The organism is Pseudomonas sp. RIT357, assembly GCF_000632245.1.
Taxonomy (GTDB): Bacteria; Pseudomonadota; Gammaproteobacteria; order Pseudomonadales; family Pseudomonadaceae; genus Aquipseudomonas; species Aquipseudomonas sivasensis.
The window spans coordinates 191080-210183 of record NZ_JFYX01000049.1 but is presented as its reverse complement, the minus strand read 5'-3'; the positions used below and the strand labels follow the sequence as shown (position 1 = coordinate 210183).

At 56.2% G+C, this 19104-nt stretch carries 18 protein-coding genes; 7 read left to right on the top strand and 11 right to left on the bottom strand.

The genetic code is table 11. From position 1 onward, the window contains the following. Window positions 1–30: 30 nt before the first annotated feature. Both rnt and pyrC read right to left on the bottom strand, forming a co-directional pair. The gene (rnt, locus tag BW43_RS00315; RefSeq protein WP_032891788.1) at window positions 31–702 is read right to left on the bottom strand and encodes a ribonuclease T; all 672 of its coding nucleotides are present in this window, start codon (window positions 700–702) and stop codon (window positions 31–33) included. Next, complete coding sequence (gene pyrC / locus BW43_RS00320) at window positions 699–1745, bottom strand: dihydroorotase (RefSeq protein ID WP_032891786.1); 1047 nt, start codon at window positions 1743–1745, stop codon at window positions 699–701. Before pyrC ends, rnt begins: the two co-directional genes overlap by 4 nt. A 156-nt stretch (window positions 1746–1901) precedes the next feature. On the opposite strand from pyrC, the gene BW43_RS00325 reads away from it, so the two are divergent. From BW43_RS00325 to BW43_RS00335, 3 genes are all read left to right on the top strand, one after another. Continuing rightward, window positions 1902–2810 (top strand): OmpA family protein, encoded by a 909-nt coding sequence (locus tag BW43_RS00325; RefSeq protein ID WP_032891785.1) that lies wholly within the window; start codon window positions 1902–1904, stop codon window positions 2808–2810. A 129-nt stretch (window positions 2811–2939) separates the two neighbouring features. Continuing rightward, entirely contained in the window at window positions 2940–4157 is a 1218-nt protein-coding gene (locus tag BW43_RS00330; protein WP_012722490.1) for an argininosuccinate synthase, read from the top strand. Between the two features lie 626 nt (window positions 4158–4783). Further along, entirely contained in the window at window positions 4784–5416 is a 633-nt protein-coding gene (locus BW43_RS00335; protein WP_032891784.1) for a response regulator transcription factor, read from the top strand. Window positions 5417–5499: 83 nt separating this feature from the next. Here BW43_RS00335 and BW43_RS00340 read toward each other — a convergent pair whose 3' ends face one another. The 5 genes from BW43_RS00340 to metG all read right to left on the bottom strand — a co-directional run bounded on the left by BW43_RS00340 (window position 5500) and on the right by metG (window position 9871). Beyond that, window positions 5500–5682, bottom strand: coding sequence for a PA3496 family putative envelope integrity protein (locus BW43_RS00340; protein ID WP_032891782.1), 183 nt, complete (start codon window positions 5680–5682; stop codon window positions 5500–5502). 107 nt (window positions 5683–5789) lie between these two features. Then, the gene (gene nth, locus BW43_RS00345; RefSeq protein WP_032891781.1) at window positions 5790–6428 is read right to left on the bottom strand and encodes an endonuclease III; all 639 of its coding nucleotides are present in this window, start codon (window positions 6426–6428) and stop codon (window positions 5790–5792) included. Between the two features lie 150 nt (window positions 6429–6578). Beyond that, the gene (gene rsxB / locus BW43_RS00350; protein WP_032891780.1) at window positions 6579–7535 is read right to left on the bottom strand and encodes an electron transport complex subunit RsxB; all 957 of its coding nucleotides are present in this window, start codon (window positions 7533–7535) and stop codon (window positions 6579–6581) included. Beyond that, window positions 7532–7702 carry a hypothetical protein gene (locus BW43_RS28680; protein ID WP_178075180.1) on the bottom strand — a complete coding sequence of 57 codons (171 nt, stop codon included), beginning with the start codon at window positions 7700–7702 and terminating at the stop codon, window positions 7532–7534. The genes rsxB and BW43_RS28680 overlap by 4 nt, the downstream gene beginning before the upstream one ends. Before the next feature lie 117 nt (window positions 7703–7819). Continuing rightward, window positions 7820–9871, bottom strand: coding sequence for a methionine--tRNA ligase (gene metG / locus BW43_RS00355; RefSeq protein ID WP_032891779.1), 2052 nt, complete (start codon window positions 9869–9871; stop codon window positions 7820–7822). 172 nt (window positions 9872–10043) lie between these two features. Between metG and apbC the strand changes: the two genes are divergently transcribed. Then, window positions 10044–11138 carry an iron-sulfur cluster carrier protein ApbC gene (gene apbC, locus BW43_RS00360; protein WP_032891778.1) on the top strand — a complete coding sequence of 365 codons (1095 nt, stop codon included), beginning with the start codon at window positions 10044–10046 and terminating at the stop codon, window positions 11136–11138. Between the two features lie 497 nt (window positions 11139–11635). Here apbC and fdxA read toward each other — a convergent pair whose 3' ends face one another. The 4 genes from fdxA to BW43_RS0127885 all read right to left on the bottom strand — a co-directional run bounded on the left by fdxA (window position 11636) and on the right by BW43_RS0127885 (window position 16608). After that, entirely contained in the window at window positions 11636–11959 is a 324-nt protein-coding gene (gene fdxA / locus BW43_RS00365) for a ferredoxin FdxA (RefSeq protein ID WP_032891777.1), read from the bottom strand. A gap of 142 nt (window positions 11960–12101) precedes the next feature. Then, complete coding sequence (gene mutS / locus BW43_RS00370) at window positions 12102–14693, bottom strand: DNA mismatch repair protein MutS (protein ID WP_032891775.1); 2592 nt, start codon at window positions 14691–14693, stop codon at window positions 12102–12104. Between the two features lie 207 nt (window positions 14694–14900). After that, window positions 14901–15227, bottom strand: a complete 327-nt coding sequence (locus tag BW43_RS00375; RefSeq protein ID WP_032891774.1) for a DUF2388 domain-containing protein — start codon at window positions 15225–15227, stop codon at window positions 14901–14903. A gap of 466 nt (window positions 15228–15693) precedes the next feature. Next, complete coding sequence (locus BW43_RS0127885; RefSeq protein WP_081797911.1) at window positions 15694–16608, bottom strand: FkbM family methyltransferase; 915 nt, start codon at window positions 16606–16608, stop codon at window positions 15694–15696. 239 nt (window positions 16609–16847) lie between these two features. On the opposite strand from BW43_RS0127885, the gene BW43_RS00380 reads away from it, so the two are divergent. The 3 genes from BW43_RS00380 (at window position 16848) to BW43_RS00390 (ending at window position 18988) form a co-directional block, all read left to right on the top strand. Then, window positions 16848–17582: an XRE family transcriptional regulator gene (locus BW43_RS00380; protein WP_081797916.1), complete on the top strand. Its 735-nt coding sequence runs from the start codon at window positions 16848–16850 to the stop codon at window positions 17580–17582. A gap of 593 nt (window positions 17583–18175) precedes the next feature. After that, on the top strand, window positions 18176–18520 hold the full coding sequence (locus tag BW43_RS00385) for a phage holin family protein (RefSeq protein WP_032891769.1): 345 nt from the start codon (window positions 18176–18178) through the stop codon (window positions 18518–18520). A gap of 21 nt (window positions 18521–18541) precedes the next feature. Next, on the top strand, window positions 18542–18988 hold the full coding sequence (locus tag BW43_RS00390) for a hypothetical protein (protein WP_241089441.1): 447 nt from the start codon (window positions 18542–18544) through the stop codon (window positions 18986–18988). Window positions 18989–19104 lie beyond the last annotated feature (116 nt).

The window sequence follows — 19104 nt, the reverse complement described above, 5'->3', positions numbered from 1 at the left end:
GGCCGGTTTTTTTATAGGCGGGATTTGAACTCAGTCGCCGAAGTCTTCCCAGCCGCCCATCTGCTTCCAGCGGTTGACGATGCCGCAGAACAGATCAGCTGTCTTTTCTGTGTCGTATCGGGCCGAGTGGGCTTCGCGACCGTCGAAATCGATACCGGCGGCCTGGCAGGCTTTGGCCAATACGGTCTGACCGTAGGCGAGGCCGGCAAGGGTTGCGGTGTCGAAGCTGGAGAACGGGTGAAACGGGTTGCGCTTCATGTCCAACCGCGCCACGGCTGCGTTCAGGAAACCCAGGTCGAAGCTGCTGTTATGCCCGACCAGGATCGCGCGTTTGCAGCCATTGGCCTTCAACGCCTTGCGCACTCCACGGAAGATATCGGTCAGCGCTGCTTCTTCACTCACCGCCATGCGCAGTGGGTGATCAAGCTTGATCCCTGTGAACTCCAGGGCTGCCGCTTCAATGTTGGCACCTTCAAACGGCTCGACGCGGAAGAAGTGGGTGTGTTCTGGATACACAAAGCCCTGTTCGTCCATGCCGATGGTCGTCGCGGCAATTTCCAGCAGCGCGTCGGTGGCGCAATTGAAACCGCCGGTTTCTACGTCGATAACGACAGGCAGATAGCCACGGAAACGTTCGGCCATCGGGTGGCGCGAACCGCCACCGCCGTGTTCCTGGTCGTCATCGTAATGGTCTTCACTCACTTGCTTTCCTCCAGCAGGCGCCAGCGCAGTGTTTCACCGGCGCGCAGCGGGATAACGGTCAGCTCGCCAAATGGCAGGCTGGCAGGGGCGGTCCAGTCTTCACGGACCAGGGTAATGCGGTCGGTATTCGCCGGCAGGCCATAGAAACGTGGGCCGTTGAGGCTGGCGAAACCCTCGAGTTTGTCCAAGGCGTTGCGTTGTTCGAACGCTTCTGCGTACAGCTCGATAGCGGCATAAGCGGTGTAGCAACCGGCACAGCCGCACGCGGCTTCCTTGGCGTGCTGGGCGTGAGGCGCGGAGTCGGTGCCGAGGAAAAACTTCGGATTACCGCTGGTCGCGGCATCCAGCAAGGCCACCTGGTGGGTATTGCGCTTGAGGATTGGCAGGCAATAGAAGTGCGGCCGAATCCCGCCCACCAGCATGTGGTTGCGGTTGTACAGCAGGTGATGGGCGGTGATGGTTGCGCCGACGTTGGCCGAGGCCTCGGTGACGAACTGCACGGCATCGGCCGTGGTGATGTGCTCGAACACCACCTTGAGGGTCGGGAATAGCTCGACCACGCGGCGCATGTGCTCGTCGATGAAGATCTTCTCGCGATCGAACACGTCCACGTCGCCACGGGTGACTTCACCGTGGATCAGCAGCGGCATGCCCACTTCGGCCATGGCTTCGATGGCGGGCAGGATCTTGTCGATACTGGTCACGCCGGAGTCGGAGTTGGTGGTCGCGCCAGCCGGGTACAGCTTGGCGGCGTGCACATAACCGCTGGCTTTGGCCTCGCGAATTTCTTCGGGCTGGGTGCGGTCGGTGAGGTAGAGCACCATCAACGGTTCGAAGCGGCTGCCGGCCGGTCGTGCAGCGAGGATACGCTGGCGATAGGCATCGGCTTCAGCGGCGTTACGCACCGGTGGTACCAGGTTAGGCATGATGATGGCGCGGCCAAACGTACGCGCTACATCGGCCACGGTTTGGGGCAACGCAGCACCATCGCGAAGATGAATATGCCAGTCGTCGGGACGCAGCAGGGTCAGGCGGTCGGACATTGGGGATTCCAGGCGGGTCAATCTGGTGGGAATGCTACCGGAAAAGACTCTTGCAGGCACTCGCTATCAAGTTTTGCAGGATGCATCCGATAGCCTTTCGTATGCCTTATCGATGTATGACGCTTTGAAGTGTTGTAGAAACCAGTGGAGCCTCCCGTGCGCCAGCATTATCTAGCCCTGCTCAGTGTGTTCGCCAGCCTGCCTGCGATGGCCCTCACGTTCCAGACACGTCTGGAGAATATTGAGTGGAAAGTAGAGGGCGACAAGTTCGAGTGCCGCCTGACCCAACCGATCACCGATTTCGGTTCGGGTGAGTTCGTGCGCCGGGCGGGTGAGCAGGCGACGTTCCGTCTGAAAGCCTATAACGGCTCGCTGGGCGCAGGATCGGCCACCTTGTTGGCTGCCGCTGCCCCTTGGCAGCCCGGTCGGGGTGACATCAACCTCGGTGCCGTACGTGCTGGCAGCGGTGATGTGCTGTTCAACAGCTCTCAAGCCCAGGCTGGGCGTCTGTTCAACGGTTTGCTCGATGGCCGCTCGCCCACCGTGCGGCACTATGGGCGTGAGGGCGGCTATTCAGAAATTCGCTTGCTGCCGGTGAAATTCAACAAGGCCTACAGCGACTATCAGCTGTGCACGGCCAAGTTGTTGCCGATGAATTACGATCAGGTCAAGCAGACTGAAGTCGGCTTCCCTGGGGGGGGCATCGAGCTCGACGCCGCGGCCAAGCAGAAGCTGGCAGTGATTCTCGAATTCATGAAAGCGGATCCTACCGTCAACCATGTCGAATTGAATGGCCATTCGGACAACAGTGGCAATCGCCTGAGCAATCGCGATGTTTCACGCCGCCGCGCGCTGGCGGTGATGGACTACTTCAAGGCCAATGGTATCCAGGAGTCCCAAATTACCCTGCGTTTCCATGGCGAAAGTTACCCCTTGGCGCCCAATACCAATGCCGCCAACCGGGCCCGCAACCGCCGTGTGAATATTCAGCTCGAACGTGTGGCTGTCCCCGAGAAACCGGCGCCCCAGGCGGCGGGGCCGAGCAACCCAGCACACACCTCCTGACGTGCGACCATCGGTCGCTCACTCGACATAATCTGTCGCTTTATCTTCATTTGCTGTCGCGCCCCTGTAAATCCACGGTTTTGATCGGTAGAATCGACGCCTTTCCGTACAACCCCGTGGAGTGATGGCATGGCCGACGTAAACAAGGTCGTTCTCGCGTATTCCGGCGGCCTGGACACTTCGGTGATCCTCAAGTGGCTGCAGGATACTTATAACTGTGAAGTGGTGACCTTCACCGCTGACCTGGGTCAGGGCGAAGAGGTCGAACCTGCACGTGCCAAGGCGCAAGCCATGGGCGTGAAAGAGATCTACATTGACGACCTGCGCGAAGAATTCGTCCGCGATTTCGTCTTCCCGATGTTTCGCGCCAACACCGTCTATGAAGGCGAGTACCTGCTGGGTACCTCCATCGCACGTCCGCTGATCGCCAAGCGCCTGATCGAAATCGCCAACGAAACCGGCGCTGACGCCATTTCCCATGGCGCTACCGGCAAGGGCAACGACCAGGTACGTTTCGAGCTGGGTGCCTACGCGCTCAAGCCCGGCGTGAAAGTGATTGCCCCTTGGCGCGAATGGGACCTGCTGTCCCGTGAAAAGCTGATGGATTACGCTGAAAAGCATGCAATCCCGATCGAGCGTCATGGCAAGAAGAAATCCCCGTACTCGATGGACGCCAACCTGCTGCACATCTCCTATGAAGGCGGCGTGCTGGAAGACACCTGGACCGAGCACGAAGAAGACATGTGGAAATGGACCGTCTCCCCGGAGAACGCTCCAGACAAGCCGCAGTACCTGGAGCTCACCTACCGCAACGGCGACATCGTCGCACTGGACGGCGTCGAAATGACCCCGGCCACTGTGCTGGCGACCCTGAACCGTATCGGTGGCGAACACGGTATCGGCCGTCTCGACATCGTAGAGAACCGCTATGTGGGCATGAAGTCCCGTGGCTGCTACGAAACCCCAGGCGGCACCATCATGCTGCGCGCTCACCGCGCCATCGAGTCCATTACCCTGGACCGCGAAGTGGCTCACCTCAAAGACGAGCTGATGCCCAAGTACGCCAGCCTGATCTACACCGGCTACTGGTGGAGCCCAGAGCGTCTGATGCTGCAACAGATGATCGACGCCTCCCAGGCTCACGTGAACGGTGTTGTGCGCCTGAAACTGTACAAGGGTAATGTGATCGTTACCGGTCGCAAGTCTGATGATTCGTTGTTCGACGCCAACATCGCCACCTTCGAAGAAGATGGCGGCGCTTACAACCAGGCTGACGCAGCAGGCTTTATCAAGTTGAACGCATTGCGCATGCGCATTGCCGCTAATAAAGGCCGCTCGTTATTCTGAGTGTTTAGCTTGTTTTGAAGAATGGCCCCTTGTTCAAGGGGCCATTTTTTTTGCCTGAGTATTCTAAATAGATCGGTATTGTTTAACGTTGTTTAATCAGTGTTCAAACTTATTCGAATAATGTGTTTTTTCTCGATTGCTGTGTGCTGTCTGCGATTTTTTTGTAGGGAGGAATGAAATTTTTACATCTGCATAGGAACTAGTCTTACAGATAATTCACTCATGTGGGTGCGGGAGAACATGTGAGAGACCTAAGACTCTGTAGTAAATAGGGATGTAAAAAAATATGTTAAATGGAACTGAAACTACCGACTTTTCTCCACCAGCTCCAGTATCCGTAGTCGAAAGACAAGGGGCATTTCCTGATAGTTGTGTGGGGCTCGTTCACGTTCTGCCCTTGGTAACCTGGAAATTTTACTCAAAATGTGTGATGGGACGGAAAGGTCTGAAAGGCTCCATAAAACCGGAAACATTCGAATCGGTGTTTTTTTGTAGGGCGTTTCCTTTATCGCTGTGGGTTGGGTCTCTGCTTGCTGTTGCTCGGGGGGGGACGCTATGCCAACTATGAAACGACTAGGCTATTGTGCTTGCTCTAAATAATTCGAACAGCGAAATTGGACTTTCTCATGAATAAAGTGCTGATCGTGGATGATCATCCCGTCATTCGTCTTGCTGTGCGTATGCTAATGGAGCGTCATGGTTATGAGGTCGTTGCCGAGACCAATAACGGTGTCGATGCGTTGCAACTTGCGCGGGAGCATATGCCGGACATTGTCATATTGGATATAGGGATTCCCAAACTCGATGGCCTGGAAGTTATTTGCAGGTTGTCGTCTGCCAAACAACCTATACCCTTTAAGGTGCTGGTGCTCACATCCCAAGCCCCAGGTCACTTTTCCATGCGTTGTATGCAGGCGGGCGCTGCGGGTTATGTGTGCAAACAGCAGGACTTGACTGAATTGCTGAGTGCGATCAAAGCGGTTTTGTCGGGTTACAGCTACTTTCCAAACCAGGCACTCAACTCGGTACGCTCCACCATGGGCAACGCCAGTGAGGCTGATATGGTCGAGCGGTTGTCAGGCAGGGAAATGATGGTGTTGCAGCAACTGGCTCGGGGCCGGACGAACAAGGAAATCGCCGACGGTATGTTCCTCAGCAACAAGACTGTCAGCACCTACAAGACTCGCTTGTTGCTTAAGCTCAATGCTCGTTCCCTGGTGGATTTGATCGAACTGGCCCAGCGCAACGGCTTGGTATAGAAGGCTTGCAGGCTGCACCTAGCCCAGCATAGTCCGCAGAAAAAAGCCTCCGTAAGGGAGGCTTCCGGCCCTCGACCGCTGGCTTAGAGATCGAAGTCGTAGTCGGCCAATTGTTTTTGCAAGCGTCGTTCTTCCAGAAGATTGTCGATAGTACGGCGTTTGCTCAGATTGGTCTTGGCGACCTCTATCACGGGAGCCTCTGCACCATCATCATCCGACTCAACGAGGTCGTCTTCCACATCCAACTGTTCTTTGTCAGTGCTCATAACGTTAGCTCCGGAGTAAGACTGCCGTTGGCGCTCCTTATAACGATAATCCATGAACGGGTAAAAAAGATTTTTTCAATCGACTGATCGAGAAAACTAATGCCGCCTCAATCGTCCGACGTTTTGTCCTTGTATTCGCACAGGTCTTCGATGCGGCAGCTGCCGCAGCGTGGCTTGCGAGCCTGGCAAACATAGCGCCCGTGCAGGATCAGCCAATGGTGTGAGTCGAGCAAGTAGGGCTTTGGCACGAACTTCATCAACTGCTTTTCTACCTCAACCACGTTCTTGCCACGTGCAATGCCCGTTCGGTTGCTGACCCGGAAGATATGAGTGTCCACGGCCATGGTCAGTTGCCGGAATGCAGTGTTGAGCACAACGTTGGCGGTTTTGCGGCCCACACCCGGCAAGGCTTCCAATGCTTCACGGGTTTGCGGCACTTCGCTTCCATGCAGCTCTACCAGCAGGCGGCAGGTCTCAATGACGTTTTTGGCCTTACTGTTGTAGAGGCCAATGGTCTTGATGTATTCCGACAACCCATCCACGCCTAACGCATAAATCGCCTCTGGCGTGTTTGCCACGGGATACAGCTTGGCCGTGGCCTTGTTGACGCCAACGTCCGTGGATTGGGCCGACAGGATCACCGCAATCAGCAACTCGAACGGCGAGGAGTATGCCAGTTCGGTCTTGGGTTCCGGATTGTCTTCGTGAAGTCTGCGGAAAATTTCCAGGCGTTTTGCGGCGTTCATGAGGCAGAAGATTCCTTGTTGGCGAGCAACGTGGTTTCGAATAGTGGGCCCAAGCCTGGAACCCTGCTACCAGTCACCGTGAAGTCTGAATTCCGAGCGCCCATCGATAGCGTGAGTACAACCATACTTGGCGGCGTGCCCAGCCACACGTCAAGCACCATGGGCATCTACCTGACGCTGGGCTTCTTCGAGCTTGTTTTGCGCATCGGCCAATTGTTGTGCATCGGCCTGTTGATCCTGGGCTTTCTTCAATTCGGCGCGGCGCATCGCCAGTTGGATTTTGGCGCGCTTGAGGCCAGCGGTGTTGCTCACAGGTGCTGCGGGAGTGTTAGCGGGTTCAAGCTTGGCCAGTGCCTGCTCAGCTGCCTCAAACTGTTGTTGTAGGACGATCAACTGGGATTGCTGCTCAAACGTCGGCGGATGCCCGAAGGCTTTCAATGATTTATGCAACTGAGCGCGGCTCATCGCGACATTGACTTTGGCTTTTTTCACCGCCGCGTCCTGTGCGGCCTGTGCTCTATCCAGCGGCACAGGCGTCACCTGCGCTGGACGTTTGGCCCGCGCCAGACGTTCGGCGAGCTTGTGGTCCTCTTCCCGTTGCAGGCGCGCGTTACGTTGCTCGAAGCGCCAACGTGCGCGATTGCGCTTGATATCGCGCTCATGCCGTTCTTCGTCGTTGGCCGCCAAGCCGCCTACGATAGGCAGTACGGTGATCGGAGGACGCATCTCGATGCAGTCTACCGGGCAGGGCGCGACGCAGAGGTCACAGCCCGTGCACTCGTCGATAATCACTGTGTGCATAAACTTGGCAGCGCCGACGATGGCATCCACCGGGCAGGCCTGGATGCACTTGGTGCACCCGATGCACTCGGCCTCGCGGATATACGCAACCTGCGCAGGCGCCTCGCCACGGGTGGTGTCCAGTTCCAGCAGCGGCAGGCTCAGCAACTGCGCCAGGCCCGCAATCGTTTCATACCCACCCGGCGGGCACTTATTGATGGCCTCGCCCTGGGCGATGCCCTCGGCGTAAGGCTTGCACCCTGGGTGTCCGCACTTGCCGCATTGGGTCTGCGGCAGCAGTGCGTCGATACGTTGAATCAGGCTCATGTTTTGATCATTGCATTGAAGCCCCGGAATGCCAGCGCCATCAGCTCGACCGGTAGGCCGCGAAAAGGTAGGAAAATGTCGTTGCCCGCGATCTGCTGGCGTAAGTCGCTGAACAGTCTCAGCAACGGCCAAAAACCGAGACCGGCGTCCAGGCTCATCGCGAACATGTGAGGTAGGACCTTTGCGTGTGAGTCCACAGCAATACCAGGCCCAACACGCCCGCGTTATCCAGCCATAAGCTATCTATAGCCCTGTCGCCGAGACGACAGGGCTGTATTGCAGCGTTACTTGATGCGCTGACCCGGCTTGGCGCCGCTATCAGGGCTCAGCAGGTAGATCTCTTCGCCCCCAGGGCCGGCCGCCATCACCATGCCTTCGGAGATACCGAACTTCATTTTTCGAGGCTTGAGGTTGGCGATCATCATGGTCAGGCGACCATCGAGCTTGGACGGATCCGGATAAGCGCTTTTGATCCCGGAAAACACATTGCGTTGCTCGTCACCGATATCCAGCGTCAGGCGCAGCAGTTTGTCGGCACCTTCTACGGCTTCCGCCTTGATGATCAGCGCAACACGGAGGTCAACGGCGGCAAAGGCGTCAAACTCGATTTCCGGAGAAAGTGGGTCTTTGGCCAATTCACCATTGCCTTTTGGTGCAGTCGAACCAGTGTCGGTCTGGCTAGCAACGAGGTCTTCTTTCGAAGCGTCGGTCATGGCTTGGACTTTTACCGGATCGATGCGGGTCATCAGCGGCTTGAACTCGTTCAACTGGTGGTTGCTGAGCAAGGTGGTGTGGTCGTTCCAGGTCAGTGGCGCAACATTGAGGAACGCCTCCGCGTCGGCTGCCAGCAACGGCAGAACCGGTTTGAGGAAGATCACCAACTGGCGGAACAGATTGACACCTGTGGCGCAGATCGCCTGCACTTCCGCCTGCTTGCCTTCCTGCTTGTTCAACGACCACGGGGCCTTATCGGCGATCCAGGCGTTGGCGCGGTCGGCCAGGCCCATGATCTCGCGCATCGCGCGGGCAAAGTCGCGGGCTTCATAGGCGTCGGCGATGCTTGGCGCGGCGGCCCGGAACGCATCGGTCAGTTCCGGTGCGGCATTTTCTGCCACCAGTAAGCCGGCGTTGCCCTTGTGGATAAATCCGGCGCAACGGCTAGCGATGTTCACGACTTTGCCCACAAGGTCCGAGTTGACCTTCTGTACGAAGTCTTCCAGGTTCAGGTCGAGGTCGTCGACGCCACGGCCCAATTTGGATGCGTAGTAGTAGCGCAGGTATTCCGGGGACAGGTGGTCCAGGTAGGTGCGCGCCTTGATGAATGTGCCACGGGACTTGGACATCTTCTGCCCATTGACCGTCAGGTAGCCGTGCACGGCAATGCCAGTAGGCTTGCGGTAGCCCGAACCTTCGAGCATCGCTGGCCAGAACAGTGCGTGGAAATTGACGATGTCCTTGCCGATGAAGTGGTACAGCTCGGCGGTGGAGTCCTTGCCCCAGAACGCGTCGAAGTCCAGCTCCGGCGTACGGTCGCAGAGGTTCTTGAAACTGGCCATGTAGCCGATCGGTGCGTCCAGCCAGACATAGAAGTACTTGCCTGGCTCGTCTGGGATCTCGAAGCCGAAGTACGGCGCGTCGCGCGAGATGTCCCACTGTTGCAGGCCCGCATCCAGCCATTCGGCGATCTTGTTGGCCACGGCATCCTGAAGGGTGCCGCTACGGGTCCAGGTTTGCAGCATCTGCTGGAAATCCGGGAGCTTGAAGAAGAAGTGTTGGGAATCCTTGAGCACCGGTGTGGCGCCGGAGATGGCCGACTTCGGATCCTTCAGATCGGTGGGCGCATAGGTCGCACCACATTTTTCGCAGTTGTCGCCGTACTGGTCTTCGGTGCCGCATTTCGGGCAGGTGCCCTTGATGAAGCGATCGGCCAGGAACATTTTCTTTTCCGGGTCGAAATACTGTGTGATCGAACGCTGGGCAATGTGCCCGGCGTCGCGCAGCCGCAGGTAGATCTGGTTCGACAGTTCGCGGTTTTCTTCAGCGTGAGTCGAGTGGAAGTTATCGAAATCCACCAGGAACTCGGCAAAGTCGGCGCTGTGTTCAGCCTGCACATTGGCGATCAGTTGTTCCGGGGTGATGCCTTCCTTTTCGGCGCGCAGCATGATGGCCGAACCGTGGGCGTCGTCCGCGCAGACATAAATGCATTGGTTGCCGCGATGCTTCTGGAAGCGCACCCACATATCGGTCTGGATGTACTCAAGCATATGGCCAAGATGGATAGAACCATTGGCATAGGGCAGGGCGCTGGTGACGAGGATCTTGCGTGGCTCGGACATGGGGCTCGGCTACTTGATGAAACGGAGGTCGGCCACTATAAAGCGCCAGGAAATTTATTTCACCCCGTGGCGCTGTTTCAGCATCTTCCCCATCTTCGAAAGCATGCCGTTAAGCGGCCGGAACGGTTAGGATAGCCGCCTGTTTCAGTCAGTCTTTTTTCGGGAGTAGCCCATGAGCGCCGTGAATCGCGCAGCGGTGGAAGCCGTTCTTCGCCAGTACACCGATCCCTATTTGAATCAGGACCCGGTCAGTGCCGGTTGTGTACGCGCCATTGAGGTCCAGGGCGATCAGGTGTCGGTCCACCTGGAGCTGGGCTATGCCGCCGGTCTGTTCAAGAGTGGCTGGGCGCAGATGCTGCAAATCGCCATTGAAGGTCTGGATGGTGTGGCATCTGCCAAGGTCGACATCCAGTGCGTAATCGCGCCGCACAAGGCTCAGGCGCAGATCCCGGGCCTGGCTAACGTCAAGAATGTAATTGCCGTGGCGTCCGGCAAGGGCGGCGTGGGGAAATCCACCACGGCTGCCAACCTTGCCCTGGCCTTGGCCCGTGAAGGGGCGCGTGTGGGCATTCTAGACGCTGATATCTATGGTCCAAGCCAAGGCGTGATGTTCGGAATTGCAGAAGGCACGCGGCCGAAGGTCAAGGATCAGAAGTGGTTCGTGCCTATCGAATCTCTTGGCGTGGAAGTCATGTCCATGGCGTTCCTGACCGATGACAACACGCCGATGGTATGGCGTGGCCCGATGGTCTCCGGCGCCTTACTGCAATTGGTTACGCAGACCGCCTGGGGCGATTTGGATTACCTGGTCATCGACATGCCGCCAGGCACCGGCGATATCCAACTGACCCTCGCGCAGAAAGTCCCTGTGGCCGGCTCGGTGATCGTGACCACGCCCCAGGACTTGGCACTGCTCGATGCCAAAAAAGGTGTGGAGATGTTCCGTAAGGTCAACATCCCGGTGCTGGGTGTCGTGGAGAACATGGCCGTGCACATTTGCTCCAACTGCGGCCACGCTGAGCATCTGTTTGGTGAAGGCGGCGCTGAAAAGCTGGCGACCCAGTACGGGGTTGAATTGCTGGCTTCGTTGCCGTTGTCGATGGCGATTCGAGAACAGGCCGACGGCGGTAAACCTACTGTTGCGGCCGAGCCTGATGGTCAGATCGCCATGGTGTATCAGGAGCTGGCCCGTCACGTGGGTGCGCGGATCGTACTGCAGGAAGCATCAGCACCGGCAATGCCGACGATTACGGTGAGCGAAGACTGAAAAGGTTGCAGCGAAAAAAGCCTCGCGTTGTCGGGGCTTTTTCTTGCCCGCAAAACCGCCCACGAATATATGTTGCGCATTTACGCAATCAGGCGTGTAAGCAATCGCCTACTTTTGCGTAAGTGTTTGGGTTTTTTACCTGGCGTGTGCGGCTAAAATCGATGAAGGCATTTTCTATCTGTATGAAATATAAAGATTATTTATCGTCGCCAGAGAGCGATCACGTGTCGGTCGGCGATTTGGATCCCATTGAACTTCCCTTGGAACTCTCTAACATCAGTCCTGTGTCCACGGATTGACACAGCCATTAAGGATCGATGGCTCAGGGAACGTCGCAGGATGCGATTCATCAGGATGATGAAAAGGAATAAAGGGACTAGGGAAAAAATGTGGGCGGGTCATACCGCCCCTTTTTTTTGCCTGCAAAAAAGTAAATGCCTGCTCCAGAATGCAAAAAAGCCCCGGAAAGGGGCTTTTTCAGTTGGGCGGCGGCGCTATTAGCGCTCCAGGTGTTTGATCTTGCCTTTTTTACCATCCCAATCTGCTGCGTCAGGCAGCGAGTCTTTCTTCTCAGTGATGTTCGGCCAGATCTCCGCCAGCTCGACGTTCAACTGAATAAATTCCTGCATATCCGCCGGGACTTCATCCTCGGAGAAGATAGCGACGGCCGGGCATTCTGGTTCACACAGGGCGCAATCAATGCACTCATCCGGGTGGATGACCAGGAAATTCGGGCCTTCGTAGAAGCAGTCCACCGGACACACTTCGACGCAGTCGGTGTACTTGCACTTGATGCAGTTGTCGGTAACGACGAAGGTCATTTCTAATTTTCTCCTCAGGCGGCGGCAGCGAAACCCTGTGTGGCAGGGCTCGCGAGGTTCGGGAGCGATAGTCTGCAGGCCAGGCTAAGAGCCCGCAGCATCCCAAACCGCGCGAGAGTCTACCAGCTTGCAAGCGTCTGCGTTATATCCGAACTTGCAGTGCATATAACATTTCGAGCGCTTTACGCGGTGTTAAGCCGTCCAGGTCAAGCTTGGCCAGCTCATCCAGCACGGGGTGTGGCAGGCTGGCGAACATATCGCTTTGGTGAGGCGCGGAAGGTTTGTTGGCGGTCTTGGCTGGGCTGGTAACCACGGTTTCATGGGGCAGAGCCGTGGTTTCCAGGCGACTGAGGTGTTCACGGGCACGCACGATCACGTCGTTCGGCACTCCGGCCAATTGCGCCACCGCCAGTCCGTAACTTTGGCTGGCGGGCCCAGGCAACACATGATGCAGGAACACGATGCGTTCGTTGTGCTCAGTGGCATTGAGGTGCACGTTGGCCACCAGTGGCTCGCTTTCCGGCAGCACCGTCAGTTCGAAGTAGTGGGTGGCAAACAGTGTGTAAGCCCGCAGATGCGCCAATCGCTCGGCGGCTGCCCATGCCAGGGACAAACCGTCGAAGGTGCTGGTACCGCGACCCACTTCGTCCATCAGCACCAGGCTGCGTTCGGTGGCGTTGTGCAGGATGTTGGCGGTTTCGCTCATTTCCACCATAAAGGTCGAGCGGCCACCGGCCAGGTCATCGCTGGAGCCGATCCGGGTGAAAATCCGGTCTACCAGGGACAGTTCGCAACTGGCCGCCGGCACAAAGCTGCCGATATGCGCCAGCAACACGATTAAAGCGGTCTGGCGCATGTAGGTCGATTTACCACCCATGTTAGGACCGGTGATCACCAGCATGCGTGTATCGTCGTCCAAGGACAGGTCGTTGGCGACGAATGGCGTGGTCAAGACCTGTTCCACCACCGGATGGCGGCCCTGCACGATGCGCATGCACGGTTCGCTGACAAAGCGTGGGCAGTTGAGATCAAGGTTCAACGCACGTTCGGCAAGGTTGCTCAATACATCCAGCTCCGCCAGGGCGGCGGCAGTGTCCTGCAGCGGCGCCAGTTGGCTGATCAAGTCTTCGAGCAAGGTCTCATAGAGCATTTTCTCGCGGGCCAGGGCACGGCTCTTGGCTGACAGCGCCTTGTCTTCGAACTCTTTGAGTTCCGGTGTGATAAAGCGCTCGGCGCCTTTGAGGGTCTGGCGACGTTGATAATCGATCGGTGCCGACTCGGCCTGCTTGCTTGGTAACTCAATAAAGTAGCCGTGCACGCGGTTGTAGCCGACTTTCAGGTTGGCGAGGCCGGTGCGGGCTTTTTCGCGGGCTTCCAGGTCAATCAGGAACTGCCCGGCGTTTTCGCTCAGGGCTTGCAGTTCATCCAGCTCACTGTCGTAACCGGTCTTCAATACACCACCGTCACGGATGATCGCCGGCGGGTTATCGATGATGGCTTTTTCCAGCAACGCGGCCAGTTCCGGGTAGGTGCCCGCCGTGATTGCGAGCTGTTGCAGGTGCGGCGTGTCCAGCTCTGTCATCGCCATTTGCAACTGCGGCAGGGCGCCAAGGGCGTCGCGCAGGCGTGCCAAGTCACGAGGGCGCGCATTTCGCAGTCCAATCCGTGCCAGGATCCGCTCAATGTCACCGATTTCTTTCAGCTGTGGCTGGAGCTTTTCAAAGCGATAGCCATCCAGCAGGCATGTAATAGAGGTTTGACGCGCTTGCAGCACGCTCAGGTCCCGCAGCGGACGATTCAGCCAGCGTGTCAGAAGGCGGCTGCCCATGGCAGTCTGGCAACGGTCGACCACCGATTGCAGCGTGTTGTCACGCCCGCCGGACAGGTTGGTGTCCAGTTCCAGATTGCGACGGCTGGCACCATCGAGCACCACGGTATCGTCCAGGCGCTCATGGCGCAGGCTGCGCAAATGCGGCAGGGCAGTGCGCTGGGTTTCCTTGGCGTAGCTGAGCAGGCAACCGGCGGCGCCGATGGCCAGGGTCAGGGTTTCGCAGCCGAAGCCTTTCAGGTCTTGTACCGAGAACTGCTGGCACAGGCTTTTGAGCGCCGAATCACGCTCGAAATCCCACGGCGCACGGCGCTTGGTCCCACGGCGTTTTTCCGCCGGCAGGTCCTTCGGCCAATCGTCCGGGATCAGCAATTCCACAGGATTGATGCGCTCCAGCTCCGCCAGCAAGTTCTCCCAGCCCTTGATCTCCAGCACGCTGAAATTGCCGCTGGTGATGTCCAGCACGGAAAGGCCGAACAGCCGTTCATCGCCCAACACCGCAGCGATCAGGTTATCGCGACGCTCATCCAGCAGCGCCTCATCACTCACCGTGCCCGGTGTAATGATGCGCACCACCTGACGCTCTACCGGCCCCTTGCTGGTCGCCGGGTCGCCGATCTGCTCACAGATCACCACCGACTCGCCCAGCTTCACCAGCTTGACCAGATAGCCTTCCAACGAATGGTAAGGAATCCCACACATTGGAATTGACTGTCCTGCCGACTGCCCGCGCGCGGTCAAGGTAATGTCCAGCAACTTGGCGGCCTTCTTCGCGTCTTCGTAGAAGATCTCGTAGAAGTCGCCCATGCGATAGAACATCAACTGATCAGGGTGCTGGTTTTTCAGGCGCCAGTATTGCTGCATCATTGGCGTATGGGAGGACAGATCGGAAGTGTGTTTACTCATCAGATAGTTAGCAAATTCGTTGAAAGGAGTGGGGCAAAGGTGGGGCGCTCGGCCCTGCTGATTTTGCAATGGCCGCAAGGTTAACACGCGAGGTCGGCCCTTCGCAGGTCGCAAACGGCCAGGTAAAACGTAAAAAAGGGGCGGCGCATTTATTTAAATGCACCGCCCCTTTTGCCTTTCGGCCTGTGCTGAATATGGACGCCTCTCTCAGTACGAAACGGCGATAGCCTTGGCCAGTTGCATGTCGGACATAAGCGGCGCGGGGTAGGTCGAATGATAGTACCGAGATGCCCGTTCAAACTCGGCCCCGCGGATTTCGCCGTCCGAACCGATAAACGCAAGGGCGTCGGTTTTCGATGATGTAAAAAGCTTTGGCGCTTCGGTCGTGAGAGAAGTAGTGCCTGCAACCAAGATGGTTGGCACGAACGTGGAGTACATCAGCGCTTTATCGAAGGGGTTGGCATTTTCTGCCGCCACTGCCTGATTGCCCATCAGCACCATGACAGCGATTGTCAGCGTTTTCCATGAGTCCATTCGTCGATGTTTCCATTTTGATTTAAGGGCGGGACGATATCAGGGCCGGCCATTCCCCGCGGTCACCTCATCCGGGCGAAGCATAGAAGTGGTTGAGCACTGCCAGCTCAATCCCAGCCACTATTGCGCAGAGCACAACGAAGCCTCGGCTGAAGACCCGCTTACGATTGGATGAGGCTCCTTCTATCCAGTGCGCGTCGGTGTAGCTTGTGAACATCCCAATGAGCGCCAGTAGGGTGCATGTCTGCACCTTGCTCCAGAAGCTCTGATCTCGCCATGAAGTCATCCGTGTTATTCCATATCGCACATTGCCTAGCCAATCTTCGGTTTACTACTGCGCGCTGAGCTGAAGGCTGGAGGCCTGTTCGCCAAGCAGGTGATCGCAGATTTATAAGGTTGGCATCTATGGTCGCAGACAGCCGGAGTTGGATTGTAGGCGCTCATGCTTGGGGATATCCACAAATGGTCAGGTTAAAGGGGAAGTGTATTCTTCAAGAACCTTGTTTATGAGCGAAGAGTCCTCTTTGTGGACTGCCAAAATGTCGTAGTAGTAAATTGTTCGTGTAGAGCGTCCAGTGTTTTGCTGCCAGATGTAGTTTATGAGCTGGACGATAATGCTCATCTCGCCTGTGCGAATGACGATTTCGCCAAAGTTGTCAAAAATCACCCAATCACAATAGCCTGCCTGCTGAAGCGCGCTGAGCGTTTTTAAATAGCCTGCTTTTTGGTAATCGTGATCGTATTGGCATTCAAAGAAAAGAATTGGTTTGTATTTTTTTATAACTACCATGGAAGAATCAAGTACATCGTAATCGAACCCGTCAACGTCACTTTTCAAGATGCGTATGCTAGATTCATTGGGGATCAGCTCATCGAGTGGCGACGATTTTAGGCCGCCCTCATTTTGTAATATCGCGTGTTTTGTCCCGTTTTGTCCGTCAAGTGAGACGTTGGAGATGTTTTTTCCTACCAGGGCTTTTATTGTAGTGACTTTTAAGTGGTTTATTGAAGTTTTTATTTTTTTGACATTGTCTTCTAAGTGCCTGTAAAAAGAATCATCAGCTTCAATGCAGATATAATTAGCAGTGGTATTCTGTTCAGCCATGCCCGCTAATGAATCTCCGATATTGGCACCTATATCTATGATGGTTTCTGAGTCATTGATGTAGCGTGTTAGGTGTGGCAAGAACCTATCATATTTTGGGTGTTGTTTTTGAAATTCAGGTAATAGGTGGTGCGCTGGCAAGTTTATTGAAAAGCTTCTGTATTTATAGCTTATAGGTAACTTTGAGTATTTTCGAAGTTTTCTGATGATTCTTGATGTTAATTTTGAGATCAAACTTAAATTTCCTTGAGTAGTTTTTATTTTCCTAGCGTGCATTTAGGTATCCATTGACAGATTCTTCCTTTTGTATCTGTTATGCACGACTTGGTATCAAGGATCTTACGTTTAGAAATAGCCTAAGGGAATCCGCTTTCGAGGCGGAACGATGATGACGGGAGTCTTGCCACTGGGATGAGTCCGCTTAGGCGGTAAAAAGGGTTTCAAATGCATAAAAATGCATCATTTATGCGATTAAGCATTTGCCATTCTCCAAGTCTCCCGTCACTATCCGCGTCATGCAAAAACGCAATGTTTCTATCGTTTTAAGAGAGCTGCTGGACCGCGACCGGATCTCTCCCACGGAGCTTCACCGGCGCACCGGTGTGCCTCAATCCACGTTGTCCCGGATCCTCAGCGGGAAGATCGCTGACCCGTCGGACAAGCACATTTCCCGTATTGCCGAATACTTCCGCATCAGCACCGACCAGCTGCGCGGGCGCGTGGCGGTGGGCGTTTCGCGAGATGACGAGCGAGATCCAATGCATTCGGAACTCAAGGACATTAGCCTTTGGGACGACGACACCCCCGTTAATGAGGACGAGGTGTCGATCCCCTTTCTGCGCGAGGTTGAATTGGCCGCTGGATCAGGAAGATTCGTCATCGAGGAAAGCGAGAAAGCCAGCCTGCGTTTTGGAAAGCGCAGCTTGCGGCATAACGGCGTGCAGTTCGACCAGGCCAAATGCGTAACGGTGCGTGGCAACAGTATGTTGCCGGTATTGCGCGATGGCGCGACGGTCGGGGTGAATGCCGGTAAGAGTGGCATTGGCGATATCGTGGATGGCGACCTGTATGCCATCAATCACAACGGGCAACTGCGGGTTAAACAGCTCTACCGCTTGCCTTCCGGGATTCGTCTGCGCAGCTTTAATCGTGATGAGCATCCTGATGAGGACTACAGTTTCCAGGAGATCCAGGATGAGCAGATCAGAATCCTTGGCCACGTGTTCTGGTGGGGCATGTACGCTCGTTAACTCCCTTAAGTAAGACAAAACCCGCCGATGTGCGGGTTTTTTTCCGCCTGCCAAAAGTCGTCAAGCCCTTTGCCCATGGGGCTATAAATGCATTAGCGCATTCATATTTTGAAAATAAATGCATTAATGCATTGACTGGATATCCATCCAGTCATACTCTTCATCTCAAGCCAGCCAACGAGGTCTGGTGGAGGCGGCAAGGATGCTGCTGAGGAAGACAAGGAAGGCATGCAATATTGGCAAGGACGCCACAAAAGCGATGGCAGGGATGCCAGGCAACACCGGCAAGGACGCCGACGCTTTTTAGTGACATCGCTTCAACAAGACAAGCAGAGATAGGCCGGCCTTAAAGGTTCAGAGAGTTGGCAACTGGTCCGGGTGTGCAGCGTAAAGCCCGAAGCAGTTCTCCCGCAGACATGGATCATGGTCGGAAAAACATCGAGGAAAAATCCGTACCGCGCAAGCAGCGCCGAAGGGTTGAGGAGGTTATTACTGAAAAGCCTGGGCAATCGGGCTTTTTGGAATGCCTACCGACACATGGAGTTACCCGAACGCCGGCACGTTGCCGGCATTGATCAGCCAGGAGGCGTGAAATGACAAACGAGCTGCAAGTGTTGGCGGAAATGCCTATCTGGCTGGTGATCGTACTGGCCCTGATCGGAGGTGTATCCGGCGAAATGTGGCGTGCCGATAAGGAGGGCGCCCGCGGTTGGTCCCTGATGCGGCGCCTGGCGCTGCGGTCCGGCGCGTGCATGGTCTGCGGGGTTTCGGCACTGATGCTGTGCTACGCCGCCGGCATGTCGATCTGGACCGCCGGCGCCATTGGTTGCCTTACCGCCATGGCGGGGGCTGACGTGGCAATCGGGCTTTATGAACGTTGGGCGGCAAAGCGCATCGGGGTCAACGAAGTGCCGCCCTCTGGGCCTGATCAGCATTAACTGTTGCAAGGACGCAATGTAATGACACTTCTCAAAAATACGCCTCAACTGCCTGTGGCGATCGGGGACGCGCTGAAGGGCGCCTTTCCACGGTTGCGTGTAGGCAATCGCCATACCTTGACCGATGCCGAGAATAGGACGCGCGTGTTGATCAGCGTGGAACGTAATGGCCCCGGTGAACGTTCCCTTGAAGGGCGCAAGGCACAGGCCTTGTCGGTCTCACTCAGGGCCACGGTTGCGAGCGTGTCGTCGCCCTTTGAGGCCTGTGATTTGGCCAGCCAACTGATGGATCTGGCCTTGGATAACCGCTGGGGCTTTGCGCCTGATCAGTGCGACTTGCCTACGTCGATCGTCGCCGCGCCGTCCCCACTCAGTGGTGCCGAAACGGACTACATCAGTTGGACCGTATCCTTCACTCAAACCCTCTACCTCGGCCCTGGTGTCGACATCGCGTCTTTTTCAGGATGAAACTGATGGTGATCACGCTGCCCCAACCCGCTCAAATCGTGCCGGGAGCCCGCCTTGGAGCAGGCATTTCTTTGCCCGTTTTAAGTATGCGCGCCGTCGCCCGCTAGTCTCTCGAT

Coding starts and splice junctions, on each gene's coding strand:
- pyrC (WP_032891786.1), bottom strand. CDS start 1,745: ATGTCCGACCGCCTGACCCTGCTGCGTCCCGACGACTGGCATATTCAT.
- BW43_RS00330 (WP_012722490.1), top strand. CDS start 2,940: ATGGCCGACGTAAACAAGGTCGTTCTCGCGTATTCCGGCGGCCTGGAC.
- BW43_RS00335 (WP_032891784.1), top strand. CDS start 4,784: ATGAATAAAGTGCTGATCGTGGATGATCATCCCGTCATTCGTCTTGCT.
- BW43_RS00340 (WP_032891782.1), bottom strand. CDS start 5,682: ATGAGCACTGACAAAGAACAGTTGGATGTGGAAGACGACCTCGTTGAG.
- nth (WP_032891781.1), bottom strand. CDS start 6,428: ATGAACGCCGCAAAACGCCTGGAAATTTTCCGCAGACTTCACGAAGAC.
- rsxB (WP_032891780.1), bottom strand. CDS start 7,535: ATGAGCCTGATTCAACGTATCGACGCACTGCTGCCGCAGACCCAATGC.
- BW43_RS28680 (WP_178075180.1), bottom strand. CDS start 7,702: ATGTTCGCGATGAGCCTGGACGCCGGTCTCGGTTTTTGGCCGTTGCTG.
- metG (WP_032891779.1), bottom strand. CDS start 9,871: ATGTCCGAGCCACGCAAGATCCTCGTCACCAGCGCCCTGCCCTATGCC.
- apbC (WP_032891778.1), top strand. CDS start 10,044: ATGAGCGCCGTGAATCGCGCAGCGGTGGAAGCCGTTCTTCGCCAGTAC.
- fdxA (WP_032891777.1), bottom strand. CDS start 11,959: ATGACCTTCGTCGTTACCGACAACTGCATCAAGTGCAAGTACACCGAC.
- mutS (WP_032891775.1), bottom strand. CDS start 14,693: ATGAGTAAACACACTTCCGATCTGTCCTCCCATACGCCAATGATGCAG.
- BW43_RS00375 (WP_032891774.1), bottom strand. CDS start 15,227: ATGGACTCATGGAAAACGCTGACAATCGCTGTCATGGTGCTGATGGGC.
- BW43_RS0127885 (WP_081797911.1), bottom strand. CDS start 16,608: ATGCACGCTAGGAAAATAAAAACTACTCAAGGAAATTTAAGTTTGATC.
- BW43_RS00380 (WP_081797916.1), top strand. CDS start 16,848: ATGCAAAAACGCAATGTTTCTATCGTTTTAAGAGAGCTGCTGGACCGC.
- BW43_RS00385 (WP_032891769.1), top strand. CDS start 18,176: ATGACAAACGAGCTGCAAGTGTTGGCGGAAATGCCTATCTGGCTGGTG.
- BW43_RS00390 (WP_241089441.1), top strand. CDS start 18,542: ATGACACTTCTCAAAAATACGCCTCAACTGCCTGTGGCGATCGGGGAC.